The sequence below is a fragment of the Streptomyces sp. NPDC023157 genome (genome assembly GCF_055560575.1).
Window position 1 is genome coordinate 143,249 of record NZ_JBVHIL010000001.1, and the last position, 25,316, is coordinate 168,564.

Annotated in this window: 21 protein-coding genes; 8 read left to right on the plus strand and 13 right to left on the minus strand. The window is 72.2% G+C overall.

Annotated features, from left to right (window positions below; all coding sequences use genetic code 11):
- Nucleotides 1-90 precede the first annotated feature (90 nt).
- The 4 genes from whiA to uvrC all read right to left on the minus strand — a co-directional run bounded on the left by whiA (nucleotide 91) and on the right by uvrC (nucleotide 5,100).
- Nucleotides 91-1,080, minus strand: a complete 990-nt coding sequence (gene whiA / locus ACZ3ZE_RS00720; RefSeq protein WP_046911893.1) for a DNA-binding protein WhiA — start codon at nucleotides 1,078-1,080, stop codon at nucleotides 91-93.
- Nucleotides 1,071-2,096 (minus strand): gluconeogenesis factor YvcK family protein, encoded by a 1,026-nt coding sequence (locus ACZ3ZE_RS00725; RefSeq protein ID WP_361164398.1) that lies wholly within the window; start codon nucleotides 2,094-2,096, stop codon nucleotides 1,071-1,073. The genes whiA and ACZ3ZE_RS00725 overlap by 10 nt, the downstream gene beginning before the upstream one ends.
- Nucleotides 2,093-3,001, minus strand: a complete 909-nt coding sequence (rapZ, locus tag ACZ3ZE_RS00730; RefSeq protein ID WP_361164758.1) for an RNase adapter RapZ — start codon at nucleotides 2,999-3,001, stop codon at nucleotides 2,093-2,095. Before rapZ ends, ACZ3ZE_RS00725 begins: the two co-directional genes overlap by 4 nt.
- Nucleotides 3,002-3,108: 107 nt before the next feature.
- On the minus strand, nucleotides 3,109-5,100 hold the full coding sequence (gene uvrC, locus ACZ3ZE_RS00735; protein WP_361164395.1) for an excinuclease ABC subunit UvrC: 1,992 nt from the start codon (nucleotides 5,098-5,100) through the stop codon (nucleotides 3,109-3,111).
- Between the two features lie 58 nt (nucleotides 5,101-5,158).
- Here uvrC and ACZ3ZE_RS00740 point away from each other — a divergent pair, with 58 nt between their 5' ends.
- Nucleotides 5,159-5,914: an SDR family NAD(P)-dependent oxidoreductase gene (locus ACZ3ZE_RS00740; protein WP_467256915.1), complete on the plus strand. Its 756-nt coding sequence runs from the start codon at nucleotides 5,159-5,161 to the stop codon at nucleotides 5,912-5,914.
- A 154-nt stretch (nucleotides 5,915-6,068) separates the two neighbouring features.
- On the opposite strand, the gene ACZ3ZE_RS00745 is transcribed toward ACZ3ZE_RS00740, so the two are convergent.
- Together ACZ3ZE_RS00745 and ACZ3ZE_RS00750 are read right to left on the minus strand one after the other, a co-directional pair.
- Nucleotides 6,069-6,872 carry a hypothetical protein gene (locus ACZ3ZE_RS00745; RefSeq protein ID WP_361164389.1) on the minus strand — a complete coding sequence of 268 codons (804 nt, stop codon included), beginning with the start codon at nucleotides 6,870-6,872 and terminating at the stop codon, nucleotides 6,069-6,071.
- Nucleotides 6,873-6,877: 5 nt separating this feature from the next.
- On the minus strand, nucleotides 6,878-7,483 hold the full coding sequence (locus ACZ3ZE_RS00750; RefSeq protein ID WP_361164386.1) for a papain-like cysteine protease family protein: 606 nt from the start codon (nucleotides 7,481-7,483) through the stop codon (nucleotides 6,878-6,880).
- Between the two features lie 235 nt (nucleotides 7,484-7,718).
- Between ACZ3ZE_RS00750 and ACZ3ZE_RS00755 the strand changes: the two genes are divergently transcribed.
- Nucleotides 7,719-8,648, plus strand: coding sequence for a hypothetical protein (locus ACZ3ZE_RS00755; protein ID WP_361164383.1), 930 nt, complete (start codon nucleotides 7,719-7,721; stop codon nucleotides 8,646-8,648).
- A 36-nt stretch (nucleotides 8,649-8,684) separates the two neighbouring features.
- Here ACZ3ZE_RS00755 and ACZ3ZE_RS00760 read toward each other — a convergent pair whose 3' ends face one another.
- The gene (locus ACZ3ZE_RS00760; RefSeq protein WP_361164380.1) at nucleotides 8,685-9,110 is read right to left on the minus strand and encodes a Rieske (2Fe-2S) protein; all 426 of its coding nucleotides are present in this window, start codon (nucleotides 9,108-9,110) and stop codon (nucleotides 8,685-8,687) included.
- Nucleotides 9,111-9,246: 136 nt separating this feature from the next.
- Between ACZ3ZE_RS00760 and ACZ3ZE_RS00765 the strand changes: the two genes are divergently transcribed.
- The gene (locus tag ACZ3ZE_RS00765) at nucleotides 9,247-10,140 is read left to right on the plus strand and encodes a carbohydrate kinase family protein (RefSeq protein ID WP_467256916.1); all 894 of its coding nucleotides are present in this window, start codon (nucleotides 9,247-9,249) and stop codon (nucleotides 10,138-10,140) included.
- 60 nt (nucleotides 10,141-10,200) lie between these two features.
- Here ACZ3ZE_RS00765 and uvrA read toward each other — a convergent pair whose 3' ends face one another.
- Nucleotides 10,201-13,212, minus strand: coding sequence for an excinuclease ABC subunit UvrA (gene uvrA / locus ACZ3ZE_RS00770; protein WP_467256917.1), 3,012 nt, complete (start codon nucleotides 13,210-13,212; stop codon nucleotides 10,201-10,203).
- Between the two features lie 166 nt (nucleotides 13,213-13,378).
- On the opposite strand from uvrA, the gene ACZ3ZE_RS00775 reads away from it, so the two are divergent.
- From ACZ3ZE_RS00775 to ACZ3ZE_RS00785, 3 genes are all read left to right on the plus strand, one after another.
- On the plus strand, nucleotides 13,379-14,071 hold the full coding sequence (locus ACZ3ZE_RS00775; protein WP_361164371.1) for a maleylpyruvate isomerase family mycothiol-dependent enzyme: 693 nt from the start codon (nucleotides 13,379-13,381) through the stop codon (nucleotides 14,069-14,071).
- A gap of 47 nt (nucleotides 14,072-14,118) precedes the next feature.
- Nucleotides 14,119-14,775, plus strand: a complete 657-nt coding sequence (locus tag ACZ3ZE_RS00780) for an MBL fold metallo-hydrolase (RefSeq protein ID WP_361164368.1) — start codon at nucleotides 14,119-14,121, stop codon at nucleotides 14,773-14,775.
- A gap of 83 nt (nucleotides 14,776-14,858) precedes the next feature.
- Complete coding sequence (locus ACZ3ZE_RS00785) at nucleotides 14,859-16,151, plus strand: MFS transporter (RefSeq protein WP_467256918.1); 1,293 nt, start codon at nucleotides 14,859-14,861, stop codon at nucleotides 16,149-16,151.
- A gap of 113 nt (nucleotides 16,152-16,264) precedes the next feature.
- On the opposite strand, the gene ACZ3ZE_RS00790 is transcribed toward ACZ3ZE_RS00785, so the two are convergent.
- The 5 genes from ACZ3ZE_RS00790 to ACZ3ZE_RS00810 form a co-directional block, all read right to left on the minus strand.
- Nucleotides 16,265-17,293, minus strand: a complete 1,029-nt coding sequence (locus ACZ3ZE_RS00790; protein ID WP_467256920.1) for a TerC family protein — start codon at nucleotides 17,291-17,293, stop codon at nucleotides 16,265-16,267.
- A gap of 221 nt (nucleotides 17,294-17,514) precedes the next feature.
- The gene (locus tag ACZ3ZE_RS00795) at nucleotides 17,515-19,377 is read right to left on the minus strand and encodes a TerD family protein (protein WP_361164359.1); all 1,863 of its coding nucleotides are present in this window, start codon (nucleotides 19,375-19,377) and stop codon (nucleotides 17,515-17,517) included.
- Nucleotides 19,378-19,411: 34 nt separating this feature from the next.
- A complete protein-coding gene (locus tag ACZ3ZE_RS00800; protein ID WP_361164356.1) occupies nucleotides 19,412-19,990 on the minus strand; it encodes a TerD family protein in 579 nt (192 codons plus the stop codon).
- A gap of 128 nt (nucleotides 19,991-20,118) precedes the next feature.
- Nucleotides 20,119-22,251 carry an excinuclease ABC subunit UvrB gene (gene uvrB / locus ACZ3ZE_RS00805; protein WP_361164353.1) on the minus strand — a complete coding sequence of 711 codons (2,133 nt, stop codon included), beginning with the start codon at nucleotides 22,249-22,251 and terminating at the stop codon, nucleotides 20,119-20,121.
- Between the two features lie 71 nt (nucleotides 22,252-22,322).
- Nucleotides 22,323-23,231 carry an MHYT domain-containing protein gene (locus ACZ3ZE_RS00810; protein ID WP_361164350.1) on the minus strand — a complete coding sequence of 303 codons (909 nt, stop codon included), beginning with the start codon at nucleotides 23,229-23,231 and terminating at the stop codon, nucleotides 22,323-22,325.
- Between the two features lie 156 nt (nucleotides 23,232-23,387).
- Between ACZ3ZE_RS00810 and ACZ3ZE_RS00815 the strand changes: the two genes are divergently transcribed.
- Nucleotides 23,388-23,951: a methylated-DNA--[protein]-cysteine S-methyltransferase gene (locus tag ACZ3ZE_RS00815; protein ID WP_361164347.1), complete on the plus strand. Its 564-nt coding sequence runs from the start codon at nucleotides 23,388-23,390 to the stop codon at nucleotides 23,949-23,951.
- 66 nt (nucleotides 23,952-24,017) lie between these two features.
- Nucleotides 24,018-25,310, plus strand: a complete 1,293-nt coding sequence (locus ACZ3ZE_RS00820) for an MFS transporter (protein WP_467256922.1) — start codon at nucleotides 24,018-24,020, stop codon at nucleotides 25,308-25,310.
- Nucleotides 25,311-25,316: the final 6 nt, after the last annotated feature.

The following is a 25,316-nucleotide window of genomic DNA, read 5'->3' on the forward strand; positions in this document are numbered from 1 at the left end:
GCGTACGGCGTGCCGAAAAGGAAGCTGCCGATGCCTCAGAAAGGCACCGGCAGCGGGGAGTTGAACGGAATCGCCCGTTCTGGTGAAGGGTCAGCCGACGAGGCTGTCGTCCAGCTCCTCCGTCAGGTTGGACTCGGTCCCCGGGATGCCCAGGTCCTGCGCCCGCTTGTCGGCCATGGCCAGCAGCCGGCGGATCCGGCCGGCCACCGCGTCCTTGGTCAGCGGCGGGTCGGCGAGCGCGCCCAGCTCCTCCAGGGAGGCCTGCTTGTGCTCCATGCGCAGCCGGCCCGCGGCGGCGAGGTGCTCGGGCACCTCGTCGGCGAGGATCTCCAGGGCCCGCTGCACCCGGGCGCCCGCGGCGACCGCCGCGCGGGCCGAGCGGCGCAGGTTGGCGTCGTCGAAGTTGGCCAGCCGGTTGGCGGTGGCGCGGACCTCGCGGCGCATCCGCCGCTCCTCCCAGGCCAGCACCGACTCGTGCGCGCCGAGCCGGGTGAGCAGGGCTCCGATGGCGTCGCCGTCACGGACGACCACCCGGTCCACGCCGCGCACCTCGCGGGCCTTCGCCGCGATGGAGAGCCGGCGGGCCGCGCCGACCAGGGCCAGGGCGGCCTCGGGGCCGGGGCAGGTCACCTCCAGGGAGGAGGAGCGGCCCGGCTCGGTCAGCGAGCCGTGCGCCAGGAAGGCGCCGCGCCACGCCGCCTCCGCGTCACAGGTGGCACCCGACACGACCTGCGGGGGCAGGCCCCGGATGGGACGGCCGCGGCCGTCCACCAGGCCGGTCTGGCGGGCCAGCTGGTCGCCGCCCGCCACCACGCGCACCACGAACCGCGAGCCCCGGCGCAGTCCGCCCGGTGCCATCACGATCAGCTCCGAGCTGTGCCCGAAGATCTCCAGAATGTCCCGCTTGAGACGTCGGGCCGCCATCGCGGTGTCCAGCTCCGCCTCGATCACGATCCGGCCGCTCACCAGGTGCAGCCCGCCCGCGAACCGCAGGATCGACGAGACCTCTGCCTTCCTGCAGCAGGTCCGGGTGACGGGGAGCCGGGAGATCTCGTCCTTCACCGCTGCCGTCATCGCCATGGGCCGATCCTTCCATGCATCCGAAAAATACGGTCGTACGCGGCGGCCAACAGCTCCGGGTCATGCTTCGGAGCACCGTCGGGCCTGGCCACCGGCGCCAGCTCGACCGCGGCGCCGAGCCGCTTGGCGGCATCGGCGAGGGACTCGCGATCGGGCACGGCGGCCTCGTCGGCCAGCACCACGTCCAGGGCGAGTTTAGGGGCGTGTCGTGCCAAAACCTCCAAATGACGCTGCGGGGAGAAGCCCTCTGTTTCTCCGGGCTGCGGCGCGAGGTTCAGCGAGAGCACCCGACGGGCCTTGGTCTCCACCAGGGCGTCGAGCAGCTCGGGCACCAGCAGGTGCGGGATCACCGAGGAGAACCAGGACCCCGGGCCGAGTACCACCCAGTCCGCGTCCAGGACCGCCTCGACGGCCTCGGGCACCGCCGGCGGGTCGTGCGGCACCAGGTGCACGGACTGCACCTCGCCGGGGGTGAGGGCCACGGTCGCCTGTCCGGCCACGGTGTCCACGTCGAGCGGGCGCTCCGGGTCGTGGCCCCTGACCAGAGCCTGGAGCTCCAGCGGCACGGCGGACATGGGCAGCACCCGGCCCTGCGCGCCGAGTAGGCTGCCGACCAGGTCGAGGGCCTGCACGGGGTCGCCCAGCTGCTCCCAGAGGGCGACGATCAGCAGGTTGCCGACCGCGTGGCCGTGCATCTCGCCCTTGGACTGGAAGCGGTGCTGGATCACCCGGGCCCAGGTCTGGCCCCAGTCGTCGTCGCCGCAGAGCGCCGCGAGCGCCTTGCGCAGGTCCCCGGGGGGCAGCACGCCCAGCTCCTCACGGAGCCGGCCGCTGGAGCCCCCGTCGTCGGCGACGGTGACCACGGCGGTCAGGTCGCCGGTGATGCGGCGCAGGGCGGCGAGGGAGGCGGAGAGCCCCATGCCGCCGCCGAGCGCGACGACCTTGGGCTGGGCGCCGCGCCTGCGGAGCGCGCGCCGCACCGACAGCGTGGACACGCGCCGTTTGTACGGCTTCACTCGCGCCCCATGTCCCGGTGGACGACGACGGTCTCCACGCCCTCCGAGGCGAGCCGGGCGGCCAGCTTCTCGGCGGTGGCCACGGAGCGGTGCTTGCCGCCCGTGCAGCCGACGGCGATCGTCACGTACCGCTTGCCCTCGCGGCGGTATCCGGCGGCGATCAGCTGGAGCAGCTCGGTGTAGCGGTCCAGGAACTCCTTGGCGCCGGGCTGGTTGTAGACGTAGTTGGCGACCTCTTCGTTGAGCCCGGTGAAGGGACGCAGCTCGGGGACCCAGTGCGGGTTGGGCAGGAAGCGCATGTCGACGACGAGGTCGGCGTCGACGGGCAGGCCGTACTTGAACCCGAAGGACATCACGGTGGCCCGCAGCTCGGGCTCCTCGTCGCCGGCGAACTGGGCGTCCATCTTGGCGCGCAGCTCGTGGACGTTGAGGCTGGAGGTGTCGATCACCAGGTCGGCGTCGCCGCGCAGCTCGCGCAGCAGGTCGCGCTCGGCGGCGATGCCGTCGACGATGCGCCCGTCGCCCTGGAGGGGGTGCGGGCGGCGGACCGACTCGAAGCGCCGGACCAGCGCGTCGTCGGAGGACTCCAGGAAGACGATCCGGCGGGTGACCTGCTTGGAGTCGAGGTCGGCGAGGGAGTCGCGGAGGTTGTCGAAGAACTGCCGGCCGCGGACGTCGACGACGACGGCGATGCGGGCGACGTTCCCCTGGGAGCGGGCGCCGAGCTCCACCATGGTGGGGATCAGCGCGGGCGGCAGGTTGTCGACGACGAACCAGCCGAGGTCCTCCAGACACTTCGCCGCGGTGGACCGGCCGGCTCCGGACATGCCGGAGATGATCACCAGTTCGGGGATGGCCGCGTCGGCGTTGTCGCCGCCCGCGGGCTCGGTGGTTCCCGTATCCATGTCCGGCGCTCCGTCTTCGTGCTTCTGCTGCTCTTGCTGCTCTTGCTGCTCTTCGTGCGGGTCGTTCTCGGCGTGCGGGTCGTTCTCGTGCTGCCGGTCGTGCGTGGTCATGCCGTCGTGCCCCCGTCGTCTTCCATGATCTCTCCTGTTGCCGTGTTCACGGCGGGCGCGGCCGGGGCCGCCTGCGCGAGGGCCACCGCCACGGCCTCGGCCGTCTTGCGGCCCATGCCGGGGACCTCGCAGATCTGCTCGATTGTCGCCTGCCGGAGGCGTTTGACCGAGCCGAAATGCTTGATGAGTGCCTGCTTGCGCGTTTCGCCCAGGCCCGGGACGGCGTCCAAGGGGCTGCTGCGGATGCGCTTGTTCCGCTTGGACCGCTGGTAGCGGATGGCGAAATCGTGAGCCGTGTCACGTACCCGCTGAAGGAGGTACAGGCCCTCGCTGGAGCGGGGCAGCACCACCGGGTCGTCGTCGCCGGGCAGCCAGACCTCCTCCAGGCGCTTGGCGAGCCCGCAGACGGCGATGTCGTCGATGCCGAGCTCGTCCAGGGCGCGCCGGGCCGCCGCGACCTGCGGCTGCCCGCCGTCGACCACGACGAGCTGCGGCGGGTACGCGAAGCGCTTGGGCCGCCCGTCGTCCTCCCGGCCCTCGGGCCCCTCGTCCGCCGGGACCTCCCCGTCCACCCACTCGCCGGTCTTCTCCTTCTCGGCGAGGTAGCGCTTGAAGCGGCGGCTGATCACCTCGTGCATGGACCGGACGTCGTCCTGTCCCTCGAAGCCCTTGATCTGGAAGCGGCGGTACTCCCCCTTGCGGGGCAGGCCGTCCTCGAAGACGACCATGGAGGCCACGACGTCCTCGCCCTGGAGGTGGGAGATGTCGAAGCACTCGATGCGCAGCGGCGCCGAGTCCAGGTCCAGGGCGTCGGCGATCTCCTCAAGCGCCCGGGAGCGGGTGGTGAGGTCGCTGGCCCGCTTGGTCTTGTGCAGCACGAGGGCCTGCTGCGCGTTGCGCGCGACGGTCTCCATCAGGTCCTTCTTGTCGCCGCGCTGCGGGATCCGCAGCGAGACATTGGACCCGCGGCGGCCGGAGAGCCAGGCGGTGACCGCGTCGGCGTCCTCCGGGAGGGCGGGGACCAGCACCTCCTTGGGGACCGTGTCGCCGCTCTCCTCGCCGTACAGCTGCTGGAGGGCGTGCTCGACGAGCCCGGCCGTCTCGACGGCCTCGACCTTGTCCGTGACCCAGCCGCGCTGGCCGCGGACCCGGCCGCCGCGGACGTGGAAGATCTGGACGGCGGCCTCCAGCTCGTCCTCGGCGAGCGCGATGAGGTCGGCGTCGGTGGCGTCGGCGAGGACGACCGCGCTCTTCTCCATGGCCTTGCGCAGCGCCCCTATGTCGTCACGCAGCCGGGCGGCCTTCTCGTACTCCATGTCCTCGGCCGCGATCGTCATCTGCTTCTCCAGCCGGCGCAGATACGTGCCGGTGCGGCCGGTCATGAAGTCGCAGAAGTCCTCCGCCAGTTCGCGGTGCTCCTCGGGGGTGACCCGGCCGACGCAGGGCGCCGAGCACTTGCCGATGTAGCCGAGCAGGCAGGGCCGCCCCGCCGAGGCGGCGTTGCGGAAGACGCCCGCCGAGCAGGTCCGCACCGGGAACACCCGCAGCATCAGGTCGACGGTCTCGCGGATCGCCCACGCGTGCCCGTACGGCCCGAAGTAGCGCACGCCCTTCTTCTTGTGGCCGCGCATGACCTGGACCCGCGGATACTCCTCGTTCAGGGTGACCGCGAGGTACGGGTAGCTCTTGTCGTCCCGGTACTTGACGTTGAACCGGGGGTCGAACTCCTTGATCCAGGAGTACTCCAGCTGCAGCGCCTCGACCTCGGTCGACACGACGGTCCACTCCACGGAGGCGGCCGTGGTCACCATCGTCGCCGTCCGCGGGTGCAGGCTCGCGAGCGGCTGGAAGTAGTTCGCCAGGCGCTGCCGGAGGGACTTCGCCTTCCCGACGTAGATCACCCGGCGGTGCTCGTCGCGGAATTTGTAGACCCCCGGAGAGTCGGGGATCTGTCCCGGCTTGGGGCGGTAGCTGGAGGGGTCGGCCATGGTTCCCACCCTACTGGCGGGGACCGACACTCAGACCGTGCCCGCTCGTTGGCCGGACATGGCGAACGAGGATGCGGGACGGCTCGCGGGCCGGGTGTGCGTGGTCACCGGCGCGGCGAGCGGGATCGGGCGGGCGACGGCGCTGCGCTTCGCGCGCGAGGGCGCCCGGGTGGTGGCGGCGGACGTGGACGCGGAGCGGCTCGGCACGCTCGGCGACGGCATGGTGACGGTGGTCGGCGACGTCTCGCGGGACGCGGACGCCCGCCGCATGATCGCCACGGCGGTCGAGCGCTTCGGCCGCCTGGACGTCCTGGTGGCGAACGCCGGGGTCATCCCGCTGCTCGACATCACCGAGGCGAGCGCCTCGGACTTCGACCAGGTGATGGCCGTCGACGGCCGGGGCATGTTCCTGACCTGCAAGTACGCGATCGAGGCGATGCTCCGTACCGGTGGCGGCGCGATCGTCTGCACCTCGTCGGTCTCGGGCGTCGCCGGCCAGGCCCGGCAGGCGGTCTACGGCCCGGCGAAGTTCGTGGCGACGGGCCTGACCAAGCACCTGGCGGTGGAGTGGGCCGCCCACGGCATCCGCGTCAACGCGGTCGCCCCGGGCACGATCGAGACCGAACGCGTGGCCGCCGTCCGCGAGGAACCGGGCGGCCCCGCCTACCTCGACACCGTGGCCCACGCCCACCCGATGTCCCGCTTCGGCCACCCCGAGGAAGTAGCCGCCGCCATCCTCTTCCTGGCCTCGGACGAGGCCTCCTTCGTGACGGGAGCGGTGCTGCCGGTGGACGGGGGGTACCTGGCGCAGTGAGGCCCCCACCCGTACCGCGCGTGCCACCCGTCCCGCCCCGTTGTGGGCATACGTTCCGCTGGGGCTGGGGGTCCTCCCCCGGACGAAGTCTGGGGGAGGGCGGGCACAACGGACGGCGCCCTTGCGGGCGCCTCCGCTCCCAGTCGTCAGTACCTCAGCCCTCCAGCGACCCGCGCCGCCTCCGTATCGCCGCAGCGGCCGTCAGCCCCAGAACCAGCACGGCACCCGCCCCGGCCGCGGTCGAGGCAGCGGTGACGGCAGGCCCCTCGGACACCGCTCCGACGGCGGCCGCAGACGTGTCGTACCCCCCGGCCACCCCCTTCTTCGCATACCCGGACCCCGGCAGCTTGTCCCCGTACGCCTTCACGACCCGCTCCCGATACCCACCGAGGCTGATCCCGTTCTTCCCCACCGCCCGCACCGCGTCCTCATCCAGCGGCAGCACCTTCGCCCCCTTCTGGACGTACCACGCGTCGATCTGCGGCTCGCGGAAGACGATCCCGCCGGGCAGCGCGCGGAGCCCCTGCCGGGTGTAGCGCAGCTCGTCGTCACCGGTGGCGATGTTCACCACCCGCCAGCCGCCGTCGGCCCCGCGTACGGTCCACAGCGAGGCGGTCCGCCCGTCGGCGGCGACCGCCGTGCTCGCGTGGAACTCGACGCGAGCCACCGGCGCCCCGGGCTTCCCGGCGACGAAGTCCGGCGAGAGGATCCGCACCGGCACCGACGCGCCGTCGATCCGGGGTGTGGCGGCGGACCGCGCAAGAGCGCCGTCCTTGGCGTCCCGGCTGAAGAAGCGGGCGACCGTGTCGAGGGTCTGCGGCGCGGCGACCGCCTGCTCGGGGGTGGGCGCGGCCGGCGGGACCGGGGCGGGGGCCGCGTCGGCCGGCCCGGCCCCGAGGGCGACGAGGGCGGCGGCGGTCAGCAGACCCGCGCCCAGGGCTCGTGTGCGTACGGTCATGGTCGTCACGCCCCGATCCGGTAGAGCGAGTGGGTCCAGGAGAAGGAGCTGTTGTTGACGTACCAGTCGTGCGAGGCCCAGTTGTAGCGGTCGCTGGACGGCCACGGGTCGCCCCAGTAGACCCAGCCGTTGGCGTCGTCGTAGCCGTAGATCACGTGCATGTGGCCGCCGCCGCTGGACCACTGGATCCGCGTCTCGACCGGCCGGTTGGCGTTGATCTCGGTCTGCACGGTCGAGTAGCGCAGCCAGCCGTCCACGTACGAGCCGGGGTTGATGCCCGCCCAGCTCAGGCCGGTCTGGACGTTGCCGAGGGTGGCCTGCGAGTTGGGGCAGTCGTAGCCCTGCTGGCGGTTGAAGGCGGCGTTGCAGAACTGGTTCTGGGTGTAGGTGCGCCCGAACCAGGTGGCGATGGTGTTGCCGGCCCCGGCCCAGCACCAGTTGGTCTTCTGCTGGGCCTGCATGGTGATGCCGAGGCGCTTGTACGCGTACGCCGACACCGTGTCGTTCCGCGTCCCGGACCCGGCCGGCGCGGCGGACGCCGGCGTGGCGGGCAGGACGAAGAGGGCGGCGGCCGCGGCGAGTGCCGCGAAGGAGAGCTTTCTCTTGCGCATCGCGTTCCTCCCGAGATGGGGATGTGGGGAGTTGGAGGAGAGGAGCGCGTCCGGACGCTGGTCAGGAGCATCGGCCGTTGTCCGGAACGGGTCAACACGCTTCAATGCGGGATGACGGCGAGCTGTGAACGGTGCGACCCGGCTGTGAACGACGGCCCCCGGTCCACCAGCCCGCCCGCCCCGGGAGGTGCCGTACTCGGTCCGCCCTGACGTGAACGTTCACTGAGGAGTCCTCGTGGGTCACACCGAGGCCGATCTGGCACAGTTGCTGCACACCGGCCCGTTCCACCTGGCGCTGCGCACGGCGCTCGCGGTGCGCGGGCTGCCCCTCCAGCGCGTCCAGCACCATCTGGCGCACCGGGGCATCAAGGTCGGGGTGACCTCGCTGAGCTACTGGCAGCAGGGCGCCCGCCGCCCGCAGCGGCCCGAGTCGATGAAGGCGGTACGGGCCCTGGAGGAGGTGCTCCAGCTGCCGGGGAACTCGCTGATCCGGCTGCTCGCCGAGGACACCGCCGCCCGCGCCGACGTGGAGCGCCCGGCGACCCGCTCGTACCGCTCCCTGGTGGAGGCCTCCGGGGTCGTGGAGGAGCTGCTCGCGGAGCTGGAGAGCCCGGCGGACGGCGGGCTGCACACGGTCGGGCACCACGAGCGGGTGCGGATCGGGGCGGGGCGCGAGCTGCTCGGCCGGGACTCGCAGCAGGTGGTGCGGGCGCACCGGGACGGCATCGACCGCTATCTCGCGATCCACTGGGGCGATCCCGGCTGCGATCCGGCCCGGGTGGAGGTGCGGGCGCTGGAGAACTGCCGCACGGGGCGGGTGCGGCGGCACGCGGAGACGGGGGTGCTCGTCGCGGAGCTGCTCTTCGACACGCGGCTGCGGGCCGGGGACACGTACTTCTTCTCGTACGGCTTCGAGGACGGCACCGGCGGTCCGAGCCGGGAGTACGTGCGGGGCTTCAGCTTCGCGGGCGGGCAGTACGTGCTGCAGGTGCGCTTCGACGAGGCGGCGCTGCCGGTGCGGTGCCGGCGGTTCGCCCAGGCGTCGACGGGCGCGCCGCGCGGCGGCCGTGCCGAGCTGACGGTGAGCGGCCGGCACCGCGCGGTGCACCTGGTGGAGCAGGGGGTGCGGCCGGGGATCCTGGGGATCGACTGGGACTGGGCGTAGGAGCCGCGCTCCGGGCGGACGTCCGCGCCCCCAGGCTTACGCCTCCGGCCCCGCGACCAGCTTGCCGTTCTCGACGCGGACCGGGACCTCGGGGAGCGGCACGGTCGCCGGGCCCTGGACGGCCTTCCCGGTGGTCACGTCGAAGCGGCTGCCGTGGCACGGGCAGTTGCCCTCGTTGTCCTCGATCTTGTCGAGGACGCAGCCGGCGTGGGTGCACTGGGCGCTGAACGCCTTGTACTGGCCCTTGGCCGGGCAGTGCACGAGGAGCCGCTGCTCGCGGTAGAGCTTGGCGCCGCCGACGGGGACCTCGTCGGGCGCGCCGAGGGCGACCGGGGCGGTCGGGGTCGGGGTCTCGGCGTGGCCCAGCTTGGAGTCCGTGGAGCAGGCGGAGACACCCAGGCCGGCGGCCCCGGCGAGGGCGGCGCCTTTCAGCACGGTGCGGCGGGTGGACTGGCCGGACATGAGCGCTCCACGGGTTCACGGGGAAATCGGGGACAAGACACCCGAAGCGGGTGACCCGAACGACGATACCGGCGCGCTCGCGGGGGCCTGCGGCGGGGCTGTCGTGACGGGCGGGGCATGGGTTACCTTCCGGTACGTGATCGTCGTCGCGGGTGAGTCCCTGATCGACCTGGTTCCGGACGGGGCCGGCGGCCCCCTGGCCCCGCTGCTGCCCCGGCCGGGCGGCGGCCCCTACAACACGGCGGTGGCCCTCGGGCGGATCGGCGCGGAGGCGGCCTTCTGCTCCCGGGTCTCGACCGACGCCTTCGGCGAGGCGCTGGTCGGCGGGCTGCGGGCGGCGGGCGTGGCGACCGGGCTGGTCCAGCGCGGGCCCGAGCCGACCAGCCTGGCGGTGGCCTCGGTGGGCCCGGACGGCTCGGCGCGCTACGGCTTCTACGTGGAGGGCACGGCGGACCGTCTCTTCGCGCTGCCGGAGCGGCTGCCGGAGGGTGTGCGGGCCGTGGCCTTCGGGACCTGCTCGCTGGCCCTGGAGCCGGGCGCGAGCGCGTACGAGGCGCTGCTGCGGCGCTCGTCCCGGGAGGGCGCCTTCACGCTGCTCGACCCGAACGTGCGGCCCGGTCTGATCCCGGACCCGGGGGCCTACCGGGAGCGGTTCGCGGGCTGGCTGCCGTACGTGTCGCTGCTGAAGCTGTCGGAGGAGGACGCGGCCTGGCTGGGCGGCTCCCCGGCCGAGTGGCTGGAGCGGGGCCCGGCGGCGGTGGTCGTCACCCGGGGCGCGGGCGGGCTGAGCGTCTTCACCCGGGCGTACGAGGTGGCGGTCCCGGCGGTCCGGGTGCGGGTGGTGGACACGATCGGCGCGGGCGACACGGTGAACGCGGCCCTGCTGCACGGGCTCGCCGGCCGTGATCCGGCCGGCCTGTCCCGGGAGGAGTGGCGGGAGCTGCTGTCCTTCGCGGCGCGGGCGGCGGCGGTGACCTGCACGAGGGCGGGCGCGGAGCCGCCGTACGGGCACGAGCTGGGCGACGGCTGAGGGGGTCGGCCTCGCCGGTGTCGGCGGGGCCGACCCCCTCAGGGCCGGTGGCGGCGTCCGTCAGGCCTTGCGGGCCTTGGCGGTCGTCTTCTTCGCGGCGGTCTTCTTCGCCGGCGCGGCCTTCTTGGCGGCGGCCGTCTTGGTGGCCGTCGCCTTCTTCGCGGGGGCCTTCTTCGCGGGGGCCTTCTTGGCGCTCCGCGCGGCCGGGACCGAGGCGTCGCTGACGCGGTCGGCGCCCAGGATCTCGCGGAGGAACTTGCCGGTGTGGCTGGTCGGGACCGAGGCGACCTCCTCGGGCGTGCCCTCGGCGACGACGATGCCGCCGCCGCTGCCGCCCTCGGGGCCCATGTCGATGAGCCAGTCCGCGGTCTTGATGACGTCCAGGTTGTGCTCGATGACGATCACCGAGTTCCCCTTGTCGACGAGACCGGAGAGGACCTTGATCAGCTTCGAGATGTCCTCGAAGTGGAGGCCGGTGGTCGGCTCGTCCAGGACGTAGACCGTGCGGCCCGTGGAGCGCTTCTGGAGCTCGGAGGCCAGCTTGACGCGCTGGGCCTCGCCACCGGAGAGGGTGGGCGCGGACTGCCCGAGGCGGACGTACCCGAGGCCGACCTCGTGGAGCGTGCGCAGGTGGCGGGCGATGGTCGGGACGGCCTCGAAGAAGTCCAGGGCCTCCTCGATCGGCATGTCCAGGACCTCGGCGATGGACTTGCCCTTGTAGTGGACCTCCAGGGTCTCCCGGTTGTACCGGGCGCCGTGGCAGACCTCGCACGGGACGTAGACGTCCGGGAGGAAGTTCATCTCGATCTTGATCGTGCCGTCGCCGGAGCAGTTCTCGCAGCGGCCGCCCTTGACGTTGAAGGAGAAGCGGCCGGGCAGATAGCCGCGGACCTTCGCCTCCATGGTCTCCGCGAAGAGCTTGCGGACGTGGTCGAAGACGCCGGTGTACGTCGCCGGGTTCGACCGCGGGGTGCGGCCGATGGGCGACTGGTCGACGTGCACGACCTTGTCGACGAGGTCGTCGCCGTCCACCCGGGTGTGGCGGCCGGGCACCGACTTGGCGCCGTTGAGCTCGCGCGCCAGGTGGGTGTAGAGGATGTCGTTGACCAGGGTCGACTTGCCGGAGCCGGAGACTCCGGTGACGGCGGTGAGGACGCCCAGCGGGAAGGAGACGTCGATGTCCCGCAGGTTGTTCTCGCGGGCGCCGTGCACGGTGAGGCGGCGCGAGGGGTCCACGGGACGGCGGATGTCCGGGGTGGGAATCGCCCTGCGGCCCGACAGGTACTGCCCGGTCATCGACTCCTTGTTGGCCAGGAGCTCCTTCAAGGGGCCGGAGTGGACCACCTTGCCGCCGTGCTCGCCGGCGCCGGGGCCGATGTCGACGACCCAGTCGGCGACCTTGATGGTGTCCTCGTCGTGCTCGACCACGATGAGCGTGTTGCCCATGTCGCGGAGCCGGACCAGGGTCTCGATGAGCCGGTGGTTGTCGCGCTGGTGCAGGCCGATGGACGGCTCGTCGAGCACGTAGAGCACGCCGACCAGGCCGGAGCCGATCTGGGTGGCGAGCCGGATGCGCTGGGCCTCGCCGCCGGAGAGGGTGCCCGCGGCCCGGTTGAGCGAGAGGTAGTCGAGGCCGACGTCGACGAGGAAGCGCAGCCGCTCGTTGACCTCCTTCAGGACCCGCTCGGCGATCTTCTTGTCACGCGCGTTGAGGGTGAGGCGGCCGAGGAAGTCGGCGCAGTCGCTGATCGACATGGCGGAGACCTCGGCGATGGACTTCTCCATCACGGTGACCGCGAGCACGATCGGCTTGAGGCGGGTGCCCTCGCAGGTGGGGCACGGCACCTCGCGCATGTAGCCCTCGAAGCGCTCACGGCTGGAGTCGCTCTCGGCCTCGCTGTGCCGCCGCTTCACGAAGGAGACGGCGCCCTCGAAGGCGGGGGTCGTGTAGGCCCGCTCGCGGCCGTACCGGTTGCGGTAGCGGACCTCGACCTGGGTCTTGTGGCCGTACATGAGGGCCTTCTTGGCCCGCTGCGGCAGCCCGGCGTACGAGATGTCGGTGCGGAAGCCCAGCGCCTGGGAGAGGCCGCCGATGAGCCGGCCGAAGTACTCCTTGGTGTGGCCGTGCGACCAGGGGTGGATGGCGCCCTCGTCGAGCGACTTCTCCTCGTCGGGGACGACCAGCTCGGGGTCGACCTCCATGCGGGTGCCGATGCCGGTGCAGTCCGGGCAGGCGCCGAAGGGCGAGTTGAAGGAGAAGGAGCGCGGCTCCAGCTCCTCGAAGGACAGGTCGTCGTACGGGCAGTAGAGGTGCTCCGAGTACATCCGCTCGCGCTCGGGGTCGTCCTCGGCGAGGTCGACGAAGTCGAGCACCACCATGCCGCCGGAGAGCCCGAGCGCGGTCTCGACCGAGTCGGTGAGGCGCCGCTTGGCACTGTCCTTCACGGTGAGGCGGTCGATGACCACCTCGATCGTGTGCTTCTCCTGCTTCTTGAGCGTCGGCGGCTCGCTGAGCTGGATCGTCTGCCCGTCGACCCGGGCGCGGCTGTAGCCCTTGGTCTGGAGGTCGGCGAAGAGGTCGACGAACTCGCCCTTGCGCTCGCGCACCAGCGGCGACAGGACCTGGAAGCGGCTGCCCTCGGGCAGCTCCAGGACCTTGTCGACGATGGCCTGCGGCGACTGGCGGGAGATCGGCCGGTGACACTCGGGACAGTGCGGCTTGCCGATGCGGGCGAAGAGCAGCCGGAGGTAGTCGTAGACCTCGGTGATCGTGCCGACCGTCGAGCGCGGGTTGCGCGAGGTCGACTTCTGGTCGATGGAGACGGCGGGCGACAGACCTTCGATGAAGTCGACGTCCGGCTTGTCCATCTGGCCGAGGAACTGGCGGGCGTAGGAGGAGAGCGACTCGACGTACCGGCGCTGCCCCTCGGCGAAGATCGTGTCGAACGCGAGGGAGGACTTGCCCGACCCGGAGAGCCCGGTGAAGACGATCAGGGAGTCACGGGGGAGGTCGAGCGAGACGTTCTTGAGGTTGTGCTCACGAGCGCCACGGACGATGAGACGGTCGGCCACGCCGGTCCGCACCTTTCTTGAGAGAGCGGATGTGCCTGAACACCCAACAACCAAGGATGCCTGATGCTTCCAACGAGCCTATAGCACGCACATTCGATTTCCGACGTTCCGCTGCCCCCTTCACCCGAACGAGTGGCGACACCCCGCCGGCGCTAGGGTCTGCGCCATGATCGACCATGTGCGTGACCTGACCTCCGTACGCGAGGCGACCGACCGGCTCCTCGACACTGCCGCCTCCTGGGACAACGCGGCGCTCGCCGAGCCGTCACGGCTTCCGGGCTGGAGCCGCGGCCACGTCCTCGCCCACCTCGCCCGCAACGCCGACGCTCTGGTGAACGTGCTCCGGGGCCTGCCGATGTACGAGGACGGCGCGACCCGCGACGCCGACATCGAGCGGGACGCCGGCCGCCCCCTGGACGTGCAGCTCGCCGACCTGCGCGCCACCGCGGAGCGCTTCCAGGCCGTCTGCGAGGAGCCCGCCGCCTGGGACCGGACCGTGGAGCTGCGCAACGGCGTCACCGACAGTGCCTCCCGGGTGCCCTTCCGCCGCTGGGTCGAGGTGGCCCTGCACCACGTCGACCTGGACGCCGGCTACGAGCTCGCCGACCTCCCGGAGGAGTTCCAGCTGCGCGAGATCGACTTCCTCGCCGACCGCTGGTCCGGCCGCCCCGAGGTGCCGCCGGTGACCCTGCGCACCCCGGACGGCACCGACCGCGGCCGGACCGGGGGCACCGAGGGCGCCCCGGTCACCGTCACCGGCTCCCTGGACGAGCTCCTCGGCTGGCTGGCCGGGCGCGGCGGCAAGGGCGCGGCGCTCGTCACCGAGGGCGGCCCGCTCCCCCAGCTCCCGCCCCTGTAGCCGCCGTTGCCGCCCCGTGCGCGATCACCCGGGGATAGGCTGAGGCCATGACGTACAGCGGAGCGGTGAAGGTCGGCGGACCTGCGGACGTGCACGAGCTGACCGACCTGATGATCTCGAAGGTCGCGGTCGGCGCGATGAACAACAACGCGTATCTGCTGCGCTGCCGGGCGACCGGCGAGCAGCTGCTGATCGACGCGGCCAGTGAGGCCGGGACGCTGCTCACGCTGATCGGTGACGACGGCATCGCGTCCGTCGTCACCACCCACCAGCACGGCGACCACTGGCAGGCCCTGGCCGAGGTCGTCGAGGCCACCGGCGCGCGCACGTACGCCGGGGCGTACGACGCGGAGGGCATCGACGTCCCCACCGACGTCCTCGTCCAGGACGGCGACACGGTCAAGGTCGGCCGGGTCGAGCTCACCGCCCGGCGCCTCGTCGGGCACACGCCGGGCTCGATCGCGCTGGTCTACGACGACCCGCACGGCCACCCGCACCTCTTCACCGGCGACTGCCTCTTCCCGGGGGGCGTCGGTGGCACCTGGGGCGACGCGGAGGCCTTCGCGAGCCTGATCCACGATGTCGAGACCAAGCTCTTCGACGCGCTGCCGGACGAGACCTGGGTCTACCCCGGCCACGGCAACGACACCACGCTGGGTGACGAGCGCCCGCACCTGGAGGAGTGGCGCGAGCGCGGCTGGTGATCCCGACGCGCCCCCGCACGCCCCCGTAACCCGGACGGCCGGCGGGTAGTTGGCGCCACATGCGCCACAGTCACTCTCCGTCGATGGGGCGGCTCGCCGCCGCCTCACTCGTCGGCACCGCCATCGAGTTCTTCGACTTCTTCGTCTACGGGACCGCCGCCGCGCTCGTCCTCGGCCCGCTCTTCTTCCCGAACTTCTCGCCCCTCGCCGGCACCCTGGCGGCCTTCGGCACCTTCGCGGTCGGCTTCGTCTCGCGCCCGCTCGGCTCGGTCCTCTTCGGACACGTCGGCGACCGGTACGGGCGGCGGCCGGTGCTCTTCGCCTCGCTGCTGGTCACCGGCTGCGCCACGGTCGCCGTCGGCTGCGTCCCGACGTACGAGAGCATCGGCATCGCCGCGCCCCTGCTCCTGCTCGTCCTGCGCTTCCTCCAGGGGCTCGGCCTCGGCGGCGAGTGGGGCGGCGCGGTGCTGCTCACCGCCGAGCACGCCCCGGAGCGGCGGCGGGCGCTGTGGGCCAGCTTCCCGCAGATCGGGCCCGCGGTCGGCTTCCTGCTGGCGAACGGGGTGATGCTGGCGCTGACGGCCGGGCTGAGCGACGCCGAGTTCCGCTCCTGGGGCTGGCGGGTGCCGTTCTGGGCCGCCGGGCTGCTCGCCGCGGCCGGTCTCGCTCTGCGCTCCTCGCTCGCCGAGACGCCCCAGTTCGAGAAGCTGGCCGCCTCGGGGCAGCGGGCGGAGGCGCCGCTCACCGAGGTGTTCCGCGGGCACTGGCGGCTCGTGCTGTTGACGGGGGGCGCGCTGGCCGTCGGCTACGCGGTCTTCTACACGGTCTCCACCTGGGCGCTGACCTACGGCACCGAACGGCTCGGCGTGTCCAGCACGGTGATGCTGGTCTGTGTGATGTCGGCGGTGGCGATCAAGGGGGCGGTGACCCCGTTCGCCGCGATGCTCGGCGACCGTTACGGGCGCCGGACGCTGTGTCTGGCGGGCTGTGCGGCCTCGGCGGTGTGGATGTTCCCGATGGTGGCGCTGCTGCACACCGCGGAGCCGCTGCTGATGTTCCTGGGATTCCTCGGCTCGCTGCTGGCGTTCATCACCATGTTCTCGGTGGTCGCCGCGTACCTTCCCGAGCTGTACGAGCCGCGGGTGCGCTGCACGGGCGCCGCGGTCGGCTACAACCTGGCCGGTGTGCTCGGCGGGGCGCTCACCCCGATCGTCGCGACGGCGCTCTCCGAGGGTGGTGAGGGGCCGCCGTGGGGCGTGGCCGCGTATCTGACGGTGGTGGCGCTGGTGAGCCTGGGCTGCTTCGCCCTGCTCCCGGAGACGCTGCCCTCGCGGACTGCCGCGCCGGAGCCCGCGCCCGAGCCGGAGCCCGCCTAGGGCCTACCCGACCCTGATCCGCCGGACAGGCCCTAGCGGCGCGGGGAAACGGCACAGGGGCCGGTACGGGTGGCGTGACACCACTCGTACCGGCCCCTTCTCCGCGTCGGGTGTCAGGCTCCGACGCTGTCCTTCTCGGCCTCGCCGGCGTCGGCCGCCGGGGCCGCGGCGGCCGCCGCGGCCGCCGCGGCGGCCAGCCGCTCCTGCTTCCGGTTCGCGATGAGGCTCGTGATCGTGGTGACGATCAGGACGCCGCAGATCACGGTGAGCGAGAACGGGATGGAGATCTCCGGGACGTGCACCCCGGACTCGTGCAGGGCGTGCAGCACCAGCTTCACACCGATGAAGCCGAGGATCACCGACAGGCCGTAGCTGAGGTGGACCAGCTTCTTCAGCAGACCACCGATCAGGAAGTACAGCTGGCGCAGACCCATGAGGGCGAACGCGTTGGCGGTGAAGACGATGTACGGGTCCTGCGTGAGGCCGAAGATCGCCGGGATGGAGTCGAGGGCGAAGAGCACGTCGGTGGTGCCGATCGCCAGCATGACGACCATCAGCGGGGTCAGGATCCGCTTGCCGTTCTCACGGATGAAGAGCTTGGTCCCGTGGTAGCGGTCGGCTACGCCGAACTTCTTCTCGATCGACTTGAGGAGTCGGTTCTCCTCGAAGTCGTCCTCCTCCTCGCCGGCACGCGCCTCCTGGATCAGCTTCCAGGCGGTGTAGATGAGGAAGGCGCCGAAGAGGTAGAAGATCCAGGAGAAGTTGGCGATGACGGCCGCACCGGCGGCGATGAAGATCGCGCGGAGCACCAGGGCGATCAGCACACCGACGAGCAGCACGCGCTGCTGCAGGTGCGAGGGCACCGAGAACTTCGCCATGATCAGGACGAAGACGAACAGGTTGTCGACACTCAGCGACTTCTCGGTGATGAAGCCGGCGAAGAACTCGCCCGACGCCTGGGTCGTGCCGAACACCATCAGGCCCAGCCCGAACAGCACGGCCAGGGCGATCCAGACGATGGTCCAGATGCCGGCTTCCTTCACCGACACGTCATGGGGCTTGCGCCCGATGAAGAAGTCGACCGCGATCAGGGCACCCAGACCGAGAATGGTCAGTACCCACAGGGTCATCGAAACGTCCACTGCGCCTCCGGCGTCGTACGGCTTGTGATCAGCGTCGTCGCTGCCGGAGGTCTCTTCCACCCGGGCACGGCCCGGGCCGACGCCCCGGGATCAGATCATCCGAATCCGTCCGTACTGACGGGCACGTCGCGCTTGGGGAGTACTCCCCTCCGCGTAAAGAAGACTACCCGAAAAACCAAGGGAAGGTAAAGAGATGGGTAAAGCCGACCCAAACCCGCAGGTCAGGAGCCCCATTCCCGTCGGGCGTCGGCCACCTGGGAGAGGACCTGCCGTAGCACCGCGCTCCCCTGAGGAACCCTCGGCGGCTCGTACGTCCAGGCATGACCGACCCAGGGATCGGCGAGGTGGTCGTCGGGCACCGGCGTGAGCCGCGTCAGCGAGCGCCACAGCGGATCGAGCACCGGCCCGTACGCGGCGGCGTCCGCGCGGTCCGCGACCATCAGCAGATGCAGGCCGACCTCCGGGCCCTCGTCGGCGAGATAGCGCAGCTGGTTGACCGCGCGGTCGTCGAAGCCGTGCGGGAAGTCGTGCACGACCAGGAGGTGCTCGGCCGTGTCGACGCCGGGCGGCAGGTCGTCCGCGGCACCGGCGCGGACGGCCATCTGCAACAGGTCGACCCGCTCGGTGAGCTGGGCGAGGACGGCCGAGACCCCGGCGGCGCCGGCCGCGGGCGGGCCGGCGAGCACCCCGGCCTCCACCAGCGGGGCGAACGCGCCCGCACCCGCACCGGCCGGGTCGATCACCCGCACCCGGAAGCCGTCCGCCGGATACACCGCGACCAGCCGGGCCACGAGCGCGACGGTCGTCTCCAGGGCCAGCGCGCGCAGCTCGGCCTCGTCGAGAAGGGCGGCCGCCTCGGAGTGTCCGCGCCCCGAGTCCACCCAGAGTCCCCGGGCCAGCGGGAGCCGGGCCAGGAACGGGATGCGCAGCCCGGTGCGCTCGGGGAGGTGGAGGTCACCGAGGCGGACGGCCATCGGCGCCTCCATCGGCACCCGGTACGCCTGCCAGACGGGGCTGTCCCAGCGGGCGTAGGCGGCGGGCAGCGCCGGCTCGACGACCTCGGACTCGGCGGTGAGCTGCGCCAGGTCGCGGTCGAGGGCCTCCTGGGCGCGGGCGGTGAGCTCGTCGTGCTTCGCCCGGGCCGCGGCCCGGGCGGCGTCCCCGGCGCCGCCGATGCGGGCGCGCGGGTCGGACAGGGCCCGGTCGATCTCCTGGTCGAGGCGGGACTCCGCGAACTGGCAGGCGCTGCGGTAGGCGGCGGCCGTGCGGGCCAGGTCCTCGAACATGCCCCACACCTGGTTGTAGAGGCGCTCGTCCATGGACCAGCCGGTGGCGTCGCCCGCGACGGGGACCGGGTGGGCGGGCGGGGCCGGGGGCTGCTCGGGGCGCGGCGGGGCGGCGTCGGGTGCGGGGCGGCGGCCCCGGTGCGTGTAGTCGATGGGCCCGCCGGAGGCGGCGGGGGCGGCCGGGGCGGGCTGCCGGACCCGGTCGGCCTCGGGGACGCGCGGGGGCGGGGCGGCGACGGAGCGGGCCAGACCCTGCGCGACGGCCTCCAGGATCGAGCCGGCGAGCTCCGCGGGGCGGTCCAGGCCCTGGTCGGCGAGGAGCGCGGCGAGCCCGCCCTCGTACCCCTGGCCGACGGCGCGGACCTTCCAGGCGCCCTGGCGGCGGTAGAGCTCCAGGGCGACGAGTGCGGACTCCCGGTCGAGGCCGGTGATGGTGTAGTCGGCGATGCCGGTGCCGTCGGGTGCCGTCACGGTGACGACGGGGGCGGCGGAGGCGCCGAAGCGGGGCGGGCCCTCCACGCCGACGGGCAGGGCGAGCAGGACGCAGACGCGGTGGACGGCGTCCTCGACGGCCTCCAGGTCGACCGCGAGGCGGTGCGCGGTCGCGGCCTGCCGGGGGACCTCGACCCCGGGCAGCGCGGTCGCCCCGGGGTGGGCGACGGCCCCGGTGCCCGGGACGCGTCCCCCTTCGTCGACCAGGGTGACCACGGCGAGGACCGGATGACCGGCCGAGACCCGGATCTCCAGACGGGTGTGGGGCAGGGGGTGGTTCTGTCCCCGGACCAGCTCGGCGGTCATCTGCTGCGTCTCTCCGTATGTGCGAACGTGCTGCTTACAGGACCGGGAAGATCGACGGCATCAGGTCCTGGAAGGTGCGGCCGTCGGCCGGGTTGCCCAGGGCCGTCATCTGCCAGCCCGCACCGGCCCGGTGCACCTTGGCCATGATCTGGGCGGTGTACTGGCCGCCGCCGGCGAGCGTGTAGCGGGCGAGCTCCTGGCCGTTGGTCTCGTCGACCAGGCGGCAGAACGCGTTCTGCACCTCCTGGAAGGTCTGGCCGGTGAAGGAGTTCACCGTGAAGACGATCTGGTCGATGTGGACCGGGACGCGCTGGAGGTCGACCAGGATCGCCTCGTCGTCGCCGCCCTGGCCGACGCCGCCCACCAGGTTGTCGCCGGTGTGGCGGACCGAGCCGTCGTCGCTGACGAGGTGACGGAAGAAGACGACGTCCACCGGCTGCTTGTCGGCGAACAGCACGGCGGAGGCGTCCAGGTCGATCTCGCGGGTGCGCGAACCGAACAGGCCGCGGCGGGGCGCCGCCTGCCAGCCGAGGCCCATCCGCACGGACGTGAGGCTGCCCCCGTCCTTCTTCTCCAGGCTGATGGCCTGCCCCTTGGTCATGTTGACCGTCACGCGCTGCCCCTCTCATCGGTGTGAGCAGCACCCTACGCAGGGGCACTGACAACGCGCCGGGAGCGGCCCGGTTTTGTGTCGCTCTTGCAACACACCGGGTCGCCGCCCGCGGCCGCACAACCGGCCGGTCAGGCCAGTCCGGCCTCCTTCATCTGGCGCAGCTCCTTCTTCAGCTCCGAGACCTCGTCGCGCAGCCGCGCGGCGACCTCGAACTGCAGCTCGGCGGCGGCGGCCCTCATGCGGTCGGTCATCTCCTCGATGATCGAGGCCAGTTCGGTCGCGGGGCGGTCGCCGAGCTCGACGGTGGAGCCGGACTTGCCCGCCCTGCCCTTCGGGGCGTGCGCGGCGAGCGCGGGGACGGGCGCCTTGGCGCCCTTGCCGTCCTTCGACACGCGGTAGCCGCTGCCGAGCAGCTCCTCGGTGTCGACCTCCTCGCGCGCGATGGTGGCGACGATGTCGTTGATCTTCTTGCGGAGCGGCTGCGGGTCGATGCCGTGGGCCTTGTTGTAGGCGACCTGCTTCTCCCGGCGCCGGTTGGTCTCGTCGATGGCCTTCGCCATCGCCGGGGTGATGGTGTCCGCGTACATGTGGACCTGGCCCGAGACGTTGCGCGCGGCGCGGCCGATGGTCTGGATGAGCGAGGTGCCGGAGCGCAGGAAGCCCTGCTTGTCGGCGTCGAGGATGGCGACCAGGGACACCTCGGGCAGGTCGAGGCCCTCGCGGAGCAGGTTGATGCCGACCAGCACGTCGTACTCGCCGGCCCGCAGCTCGCGCAGCAGCTCGATCCGGCGCAGGGTGTCGACGTCGCTGTGCAGATAGCGCACCTGGATGCCCAGCTCCAGGAAGTAGTCCGTGAGGTCCTCGGCCATCTTCTTGGTGAGCGTGGTGACCAGCACGCGCTCGTCGCGCTCGGTGCGCAGCCGGATCTCGTGCACCAGGTCGTCGATCTGGCCCTCGGTGGGCTTGACCACGACCTCGGGGTCGACGAGTCCGGTCGGGCGGATGATCTGCTCGACGAAGCCGTCACCCCGGGAGAGCTCGTACGTGCCGGGGGTGGCGGAGAGGTAGACGGTCTGGCCGATCCGCTTCTGGAACTCCTCCCACTTCAGCGGCCTGTTGTCCAGGGCGGAGGGGAGCCGGAAGCCGTGGTCCACGAGGGTGCGCTTGCGGGAGGCGTCGCCCTCGTACATCGCGCCGATCTGCGGGACGGTGACGTGCGACTCGTCGATGACGAGCAGGAAGTCCTCCGGGAAGTAGTCCAGGAGGGTGTGGGGCGGGGAGCCGGGCTCGCGGCCGTCGAAGTGCATCGAGTAGTTCTCGATGCCGGAGCAGGAGCCGATCTGGCGCATCATCTCGATGTCGTACGTGGTCCGCATGCGCAGGCGCTGGGCCTCCAGCATCTTCCCCTGCTTCTCCAGCTCCTTGAGGCGCTGCTCCAGCTCGCGCTCGATGTCGTTGACGGCCCGCTCCATGCGCTCGGGGCCCGCGACGTAGTGGCTGGCGGGGAAGACGTACAGCTGCCGGTCGTCGCTGATGACCTCGCCGGTGAGCGGGTGCAGCGTGGAGAGCGCCTCGATCTCGTCGCCGAACATCTCGATGCGGACGGCGAGCTCCTCGTAGACCGGGAAGATCTCGATGGTGTCGCCGCGGACGCGGAAGGTGCCGCGGGTGAACGCCAGGTCGTTGCGCGTGTACTGGATCTCGACGAAGCGGCGCAGCAGCTGGTCGCGGTCGATCTCGTCGCCGACCTTGAGGTCGACCATCCGGTCGACGTACTCCTGCGGGGTGCCGAGGCCGTAGATGCAGGAGACGGAGGCGACCACGATGACGTCGCGGCGGGTCAGCAGCGAGTTGGTCGCGGAGTGGCGCAGCCGCTCGACCTCCTCGTTGATCGAGGAGTCCTTCTCGATGTAGGTGTCGGACTGCGGGACGTACGCCTCGGGCTGGTAGTAGTCGTAGTACGAGACGAAGTACTCGACCGCGTTGTTCGGCAGGAGCTCGCGGAACTCGTTGGCCAGCTGGGCGGCCAGCGTCTTGTTCGGCGCCATCACCAGGGTGGGGCGCTGGAGCTTCTCGATCATCCAGGCGGTCGTCGCCGACTTTCCGGTACCGGTGGCGCCGAGCAGGACGACGTCCTTCTCGCCGGCGCGGATGCGCCGGTCGAGCTCGGCGATCGCGGCGGGCTGGTCACCGCTGGGCTGGTAGGGGCTGACGACCTCGAAAGGCGCCACCGTACGTTCGATCTTGGAAACGGGCCGCATGCAACCACCGTACGACCCGGCACTGACAGCCGGGCGGTGATCGGCCCGGCGCCGGGGCCGGAGCGGGCCGCTCACCAGTCCTGGGAGCGGTACGTGCCGCGGTGGGCGCCCCTGCGGGCCGTGCGGGCGGCGGGCCGGGACGACGACCAGTTCGCCGGCTCGCCGTACGCGGGGGCGCGGCGCGGGGCGGGCACCCCGGGGGCGCCGTGGCGGTAGCCGCCGCGGGCCGCGGGCTTCTGCCAGTCGGGCTCGCCCATGACGAGCAGCGGGTCGAACATGACCACGACGGCGGCCAGCAGGAGGAAGACGGCCGGCCCGACCAGCATGGGCAGCAGGAGCGAGGTGGCGGAGTCGCCGCTGCCCGGGGCGGCCGTGCCGTGCAGCTCGACGTCGACCGCCGCCATGGCGGTGTAGTGCATGCCGCTGACGGCCAGGCCCATCACCAGGCTGGCGCCGAGGCTGGCGAGGAAGCCGTGGATGGAGACGGCCGCCCAGAGGGCGACGGTCGCCGCCACGACGGCGATGACCACGGAGAGGGCGACCGTGGGGGTGTCGTAGGAGATCTGGCCGTGCAGCCGCATGCCGGCCATGCCCAGGTAGTGCATGGTGGCGACGCCGAGTCCGGTGATGGTGCCGCCGGTGACCAGGGTCAGGGCGGTGGCGCCGCGGTAGCCCACGATGAAGATGCCGATGCCCACCATGAGAACGGCGACGCCCAGACTGGCGAAGGTGATGGGCCGGTCGTAGCTGATGGGGGCGTGCTGGACGGAGAAGCCCATCATCGCGATGAAGTGCATGGTCCATATGCCGGTACCTATGGAGGTGGCGCCGAGCGCGAGCCAGCCGGCCTTGAAGGTGTCGTCGTGGCGCAGCGACCGTGTGGTGCAGCGCAGCCCGAGTGCCCCGCCGAGGCAGGCCATGAGGAAGGCCGCCACCGGTGTGACGAGTCCGTAGCTGAATCCGTCGACCGTGCCCTGCATGAGCGTCTGTCCTCCACCCCTGGTGCAACGTCGTCCGAAAACAGTCGGTACCGCTGAGTAGTGCTACCGGATTATGGCGCCAGGCGGGCCCCCTCGGCCACGTCGTCCGGGAATTGACCTGCCCGGTTGTCAGTGCCGGGTCGTACGGTGATCGGCATGGAGAGCGAGAAGCCGGCGACGGGACAAACGGCCGGGCGGGTGGAGTGGACGGTGGTGCCCAGCACCATCGGTCCCCTGCTGCTCGCCGCGACGGAGCGGGGTCTGGTGAGTGTGGTCTTCCACGCCGACGACCGGGTGCGCGACCGGGCCCTGGAGCGGCTCGCGGGCGCCCTGGGCGGGGAGCTCGTGGAGAGCGCGGAGGGTCTGCTGGCCGAGCCGGTGCGGCAGCTCGCCGCCTACTTCGGCGAGAGAGGGCGTGGCTTCGCCGTCAAGCTGGACTGGTCGCTGGTGACCGGATTCAACCGCCAGGTCCTGCGCGAACTCGCCGAGGGCGTCCCGTACGGGACGGTGGTGGGGTACGGGGAGCTGGCGCGCCGGGTCGGGCAGCCCGGGGCGGCCCAGGCGGTCGGCGCGGCGATGGGTGCCAATCCGCTGCCGGTGGTGGTGCCGTGCCACCGGGTGGTGGAGAGCGACGGCGGGATCGGGGGCTTCGGCGGGGGTCTGGAGACCAAGCGCCGACTCCTCGCCCTGGAGGGGGTGCTGCCGGAACCGCTGTTCTGAGCCGGGGGCGTTGCCCGGGGGCCGCCCGCCGTTCCCACGCTGTGGGAAGGCTGGCAGTATGCGTAAGTGACCACCACGCCAGGCGCCCCTGACGCGCTCCAGCCGACCGGGATATCCGGCCCCCTCTCCCCCGCACAGCTCCCGGCACTGCGCCGACGCATCCAGGCCGTGCTGATCGCCACCCAGATCCTGGGCGGTCTGGGCATCGCCACCGGAGTGGCGCTGGCCGCGGTCCTCGCCAAGGAGGTCAGCGGCACGGAGGCGCTGTCGGGGCTCGCCTCGACGGCCTCGGTGGCGGGTCCGGCCCTGCTCGCGATGCCGCTCGCCTCACTGATGTCGACCCGGGGCCGGCGCGCCGGACTCGTCCTCGCCTATCTCGTCGGCGCCGTCGGCGCGGGCGTCGCGGTCCTCGGCGCGGTCCTGGACAGCTTCCCGGTGCTGCTCATTGGCCTGGTCGGCTTCGGAGCCGGCTCCTCCGCCAATCTGGCGGCCCGCTTCGCCGCCGCCGACCTGGCCGAGCCCGACCGGCGGGCCCGGGCCATCTCCACGGTCGTGTGGGCCACCACCATCGGCGCCGTACTCGGCCCCAACATCGCGGCCCCGGCCGGGGAGAGCGTGGCCGGCCTCGGCATCCCGGTGGCGGCCGGGCCCTTCGTCTGGGCCTCCGGCGTCTTCGTGATCTCGGCCCTCGTCGTGGCCCTGCTGCTGCGCCCCGACCCGCTCCTGACGGCCCGGGCGCTGGCCGGTCCCGAGGGGGACGCGGCGGCGGAGGGCCGCTCCCTGAAGGCGGGGTTCCGTGCGGTCAGGGCCTCCTCGCGGGCCCGGCTCGCCCTGGTCACCGTGGCCGGCTCGCACACGGCGATGGTGTCGATCATGTCGATGACGCCGGTCGCGCTCAGCCACCACGGGGCGGACATCCGGCTGATCGGCCTGGTGATCAGCGGACACATCGCGGGCATGTACGCGTTCTCCCCGGTGATGGGCTGGCTGTCGGACCGTCTCGGCCGGCTGTCGGTGATCGGTCTGGCCGTCGCCCTGATCGCCGTCGCGGCCCTCCTCGCGGGCACGGCCGGACCGAGCCACGGGCAGACCGCGCTCGGCCTCTTCGTCCTCGGCCTCGGCTGGTCCGCCGGCCTCGTCTCCGGTTCGGCCCTCCTGACGGACTCCGTCCCGCAGGCCGCCCGGGCGGCGGTCCAGGGGCTCTCCGACTTCATCATGAACACCGCGGCCGGGGTCGGCGGCCTGGCGGCCGGCCTCATCGTCTCCACCGTGGGATACGGCTGGCTGAACGCGGTGGGCGCGTGCCTCCTGGTGCCGATGGCACTGCTGGCGCTGCGGGGCGCGGTGCGGCGGGCCTGAGGGCCG

Bases quoted from the DNA above. Each gene is read 5' to 3' on its own strand.
- whiA (WP_046911893.1), bottom strand. From the start codon at position 1,080: ATGGCGATGACGGCAGCGGTGAAGGACGAGATCTCCCGGCTCCCCGTC.
- rapZ (WP_361164758.1), bottom strand. From the start codon at position 3,001: ATGGATACGGGAACCACCGAGCCCGCGGGCGGCGACAACGCCGACGCG.
- uvrC (WP_361164395.1), bottom strand. From the start codon at position 5,100: ATGGCCGACCCCTCCAGCTACCGCCCCAAGCCGGGACAGATCCCCGAC.
- ACZ3ZE_RS00740 (WP_467256915.1), top strand. From the start codon at position 5,159: ATGGCGAACGAGGATGCGGGACGGCTCGCGGGCCGGGTGTGCGTGGTC.
- ACZ3ZE_RS00745 (WP_361164389.1), bottom strand. From the start codon at position 6,872: ATGACCGTACGCACACGAGCCCTGGGCGCGGGTCTGCTGACCGCCGCC.
- ACZ3ZE_RS00750 (WP_361164386.1), bottom strand. From the start codon at position 7,483: ATGCGCAAGAGAAAGCTCTCCTTCGCGGCACTCGCCGCGGCCGCCGCC.
- ACZ3ZE_RS00760 (WP_361164380.1), bottom strand. From the start codon at position 9,110: ATGTCCGGCCAGTCCACCCGCCGCACCGTGCTGAAAGGCGCCGCCCTC.
- ACZ3ZE_RS00775 (WP_361164371.1), top strand. From the start codon at position 13,379: ATGATCGACCATGTGCGTGACCTGACCTCCGTACGCGAGGCGACCGAC.
- ACZ3ZE_RS00780 (WP_361164368.1), top strand. From the start codon at position 14,119: ATGACGTACAGCGGAGCGGTGAAGGTCGGCGGACCTGCGGACGTGCAC.
- ACZ3ZE_RS00785 (WP_467256918.1), top strand. From the start codon at position 14,859: ATGGGGCGGCTCGCCGCCGCCTCACTCGTCGGCACCGCCATCGAGTTC.
- ACZ3ZE_RS00795 (WP_361164359.1), bottom strand. From the start codon at position 19,377: ATGACCGCCGAGCTGGTCCGGGGACAGAACCACCCCCTGCCCCACACC.
- uvrB (WP_361164353.1), bottom strand. From the start codon at position 22,251: ATGCGGCCCGTTTCCAAGATCGAACGTACGGTGGCGCCTTTCGAGGTC.
- ACZ3ZE_RS00810 (WP_361164350.1), bottom strand. From the start codon at position 23,231: ATGCAGGGCACGGTCGACGGATTCAGCTACGGACTCGTCACACCGGTG.
- ACZ3ZE_RS00815 (WP_361164347.1), top strand. From the start codon at position 23,388: ATGGAGAGCGAGAAGCCGGCGACGGGACAAACGGCCGGGCGGGTGGAG.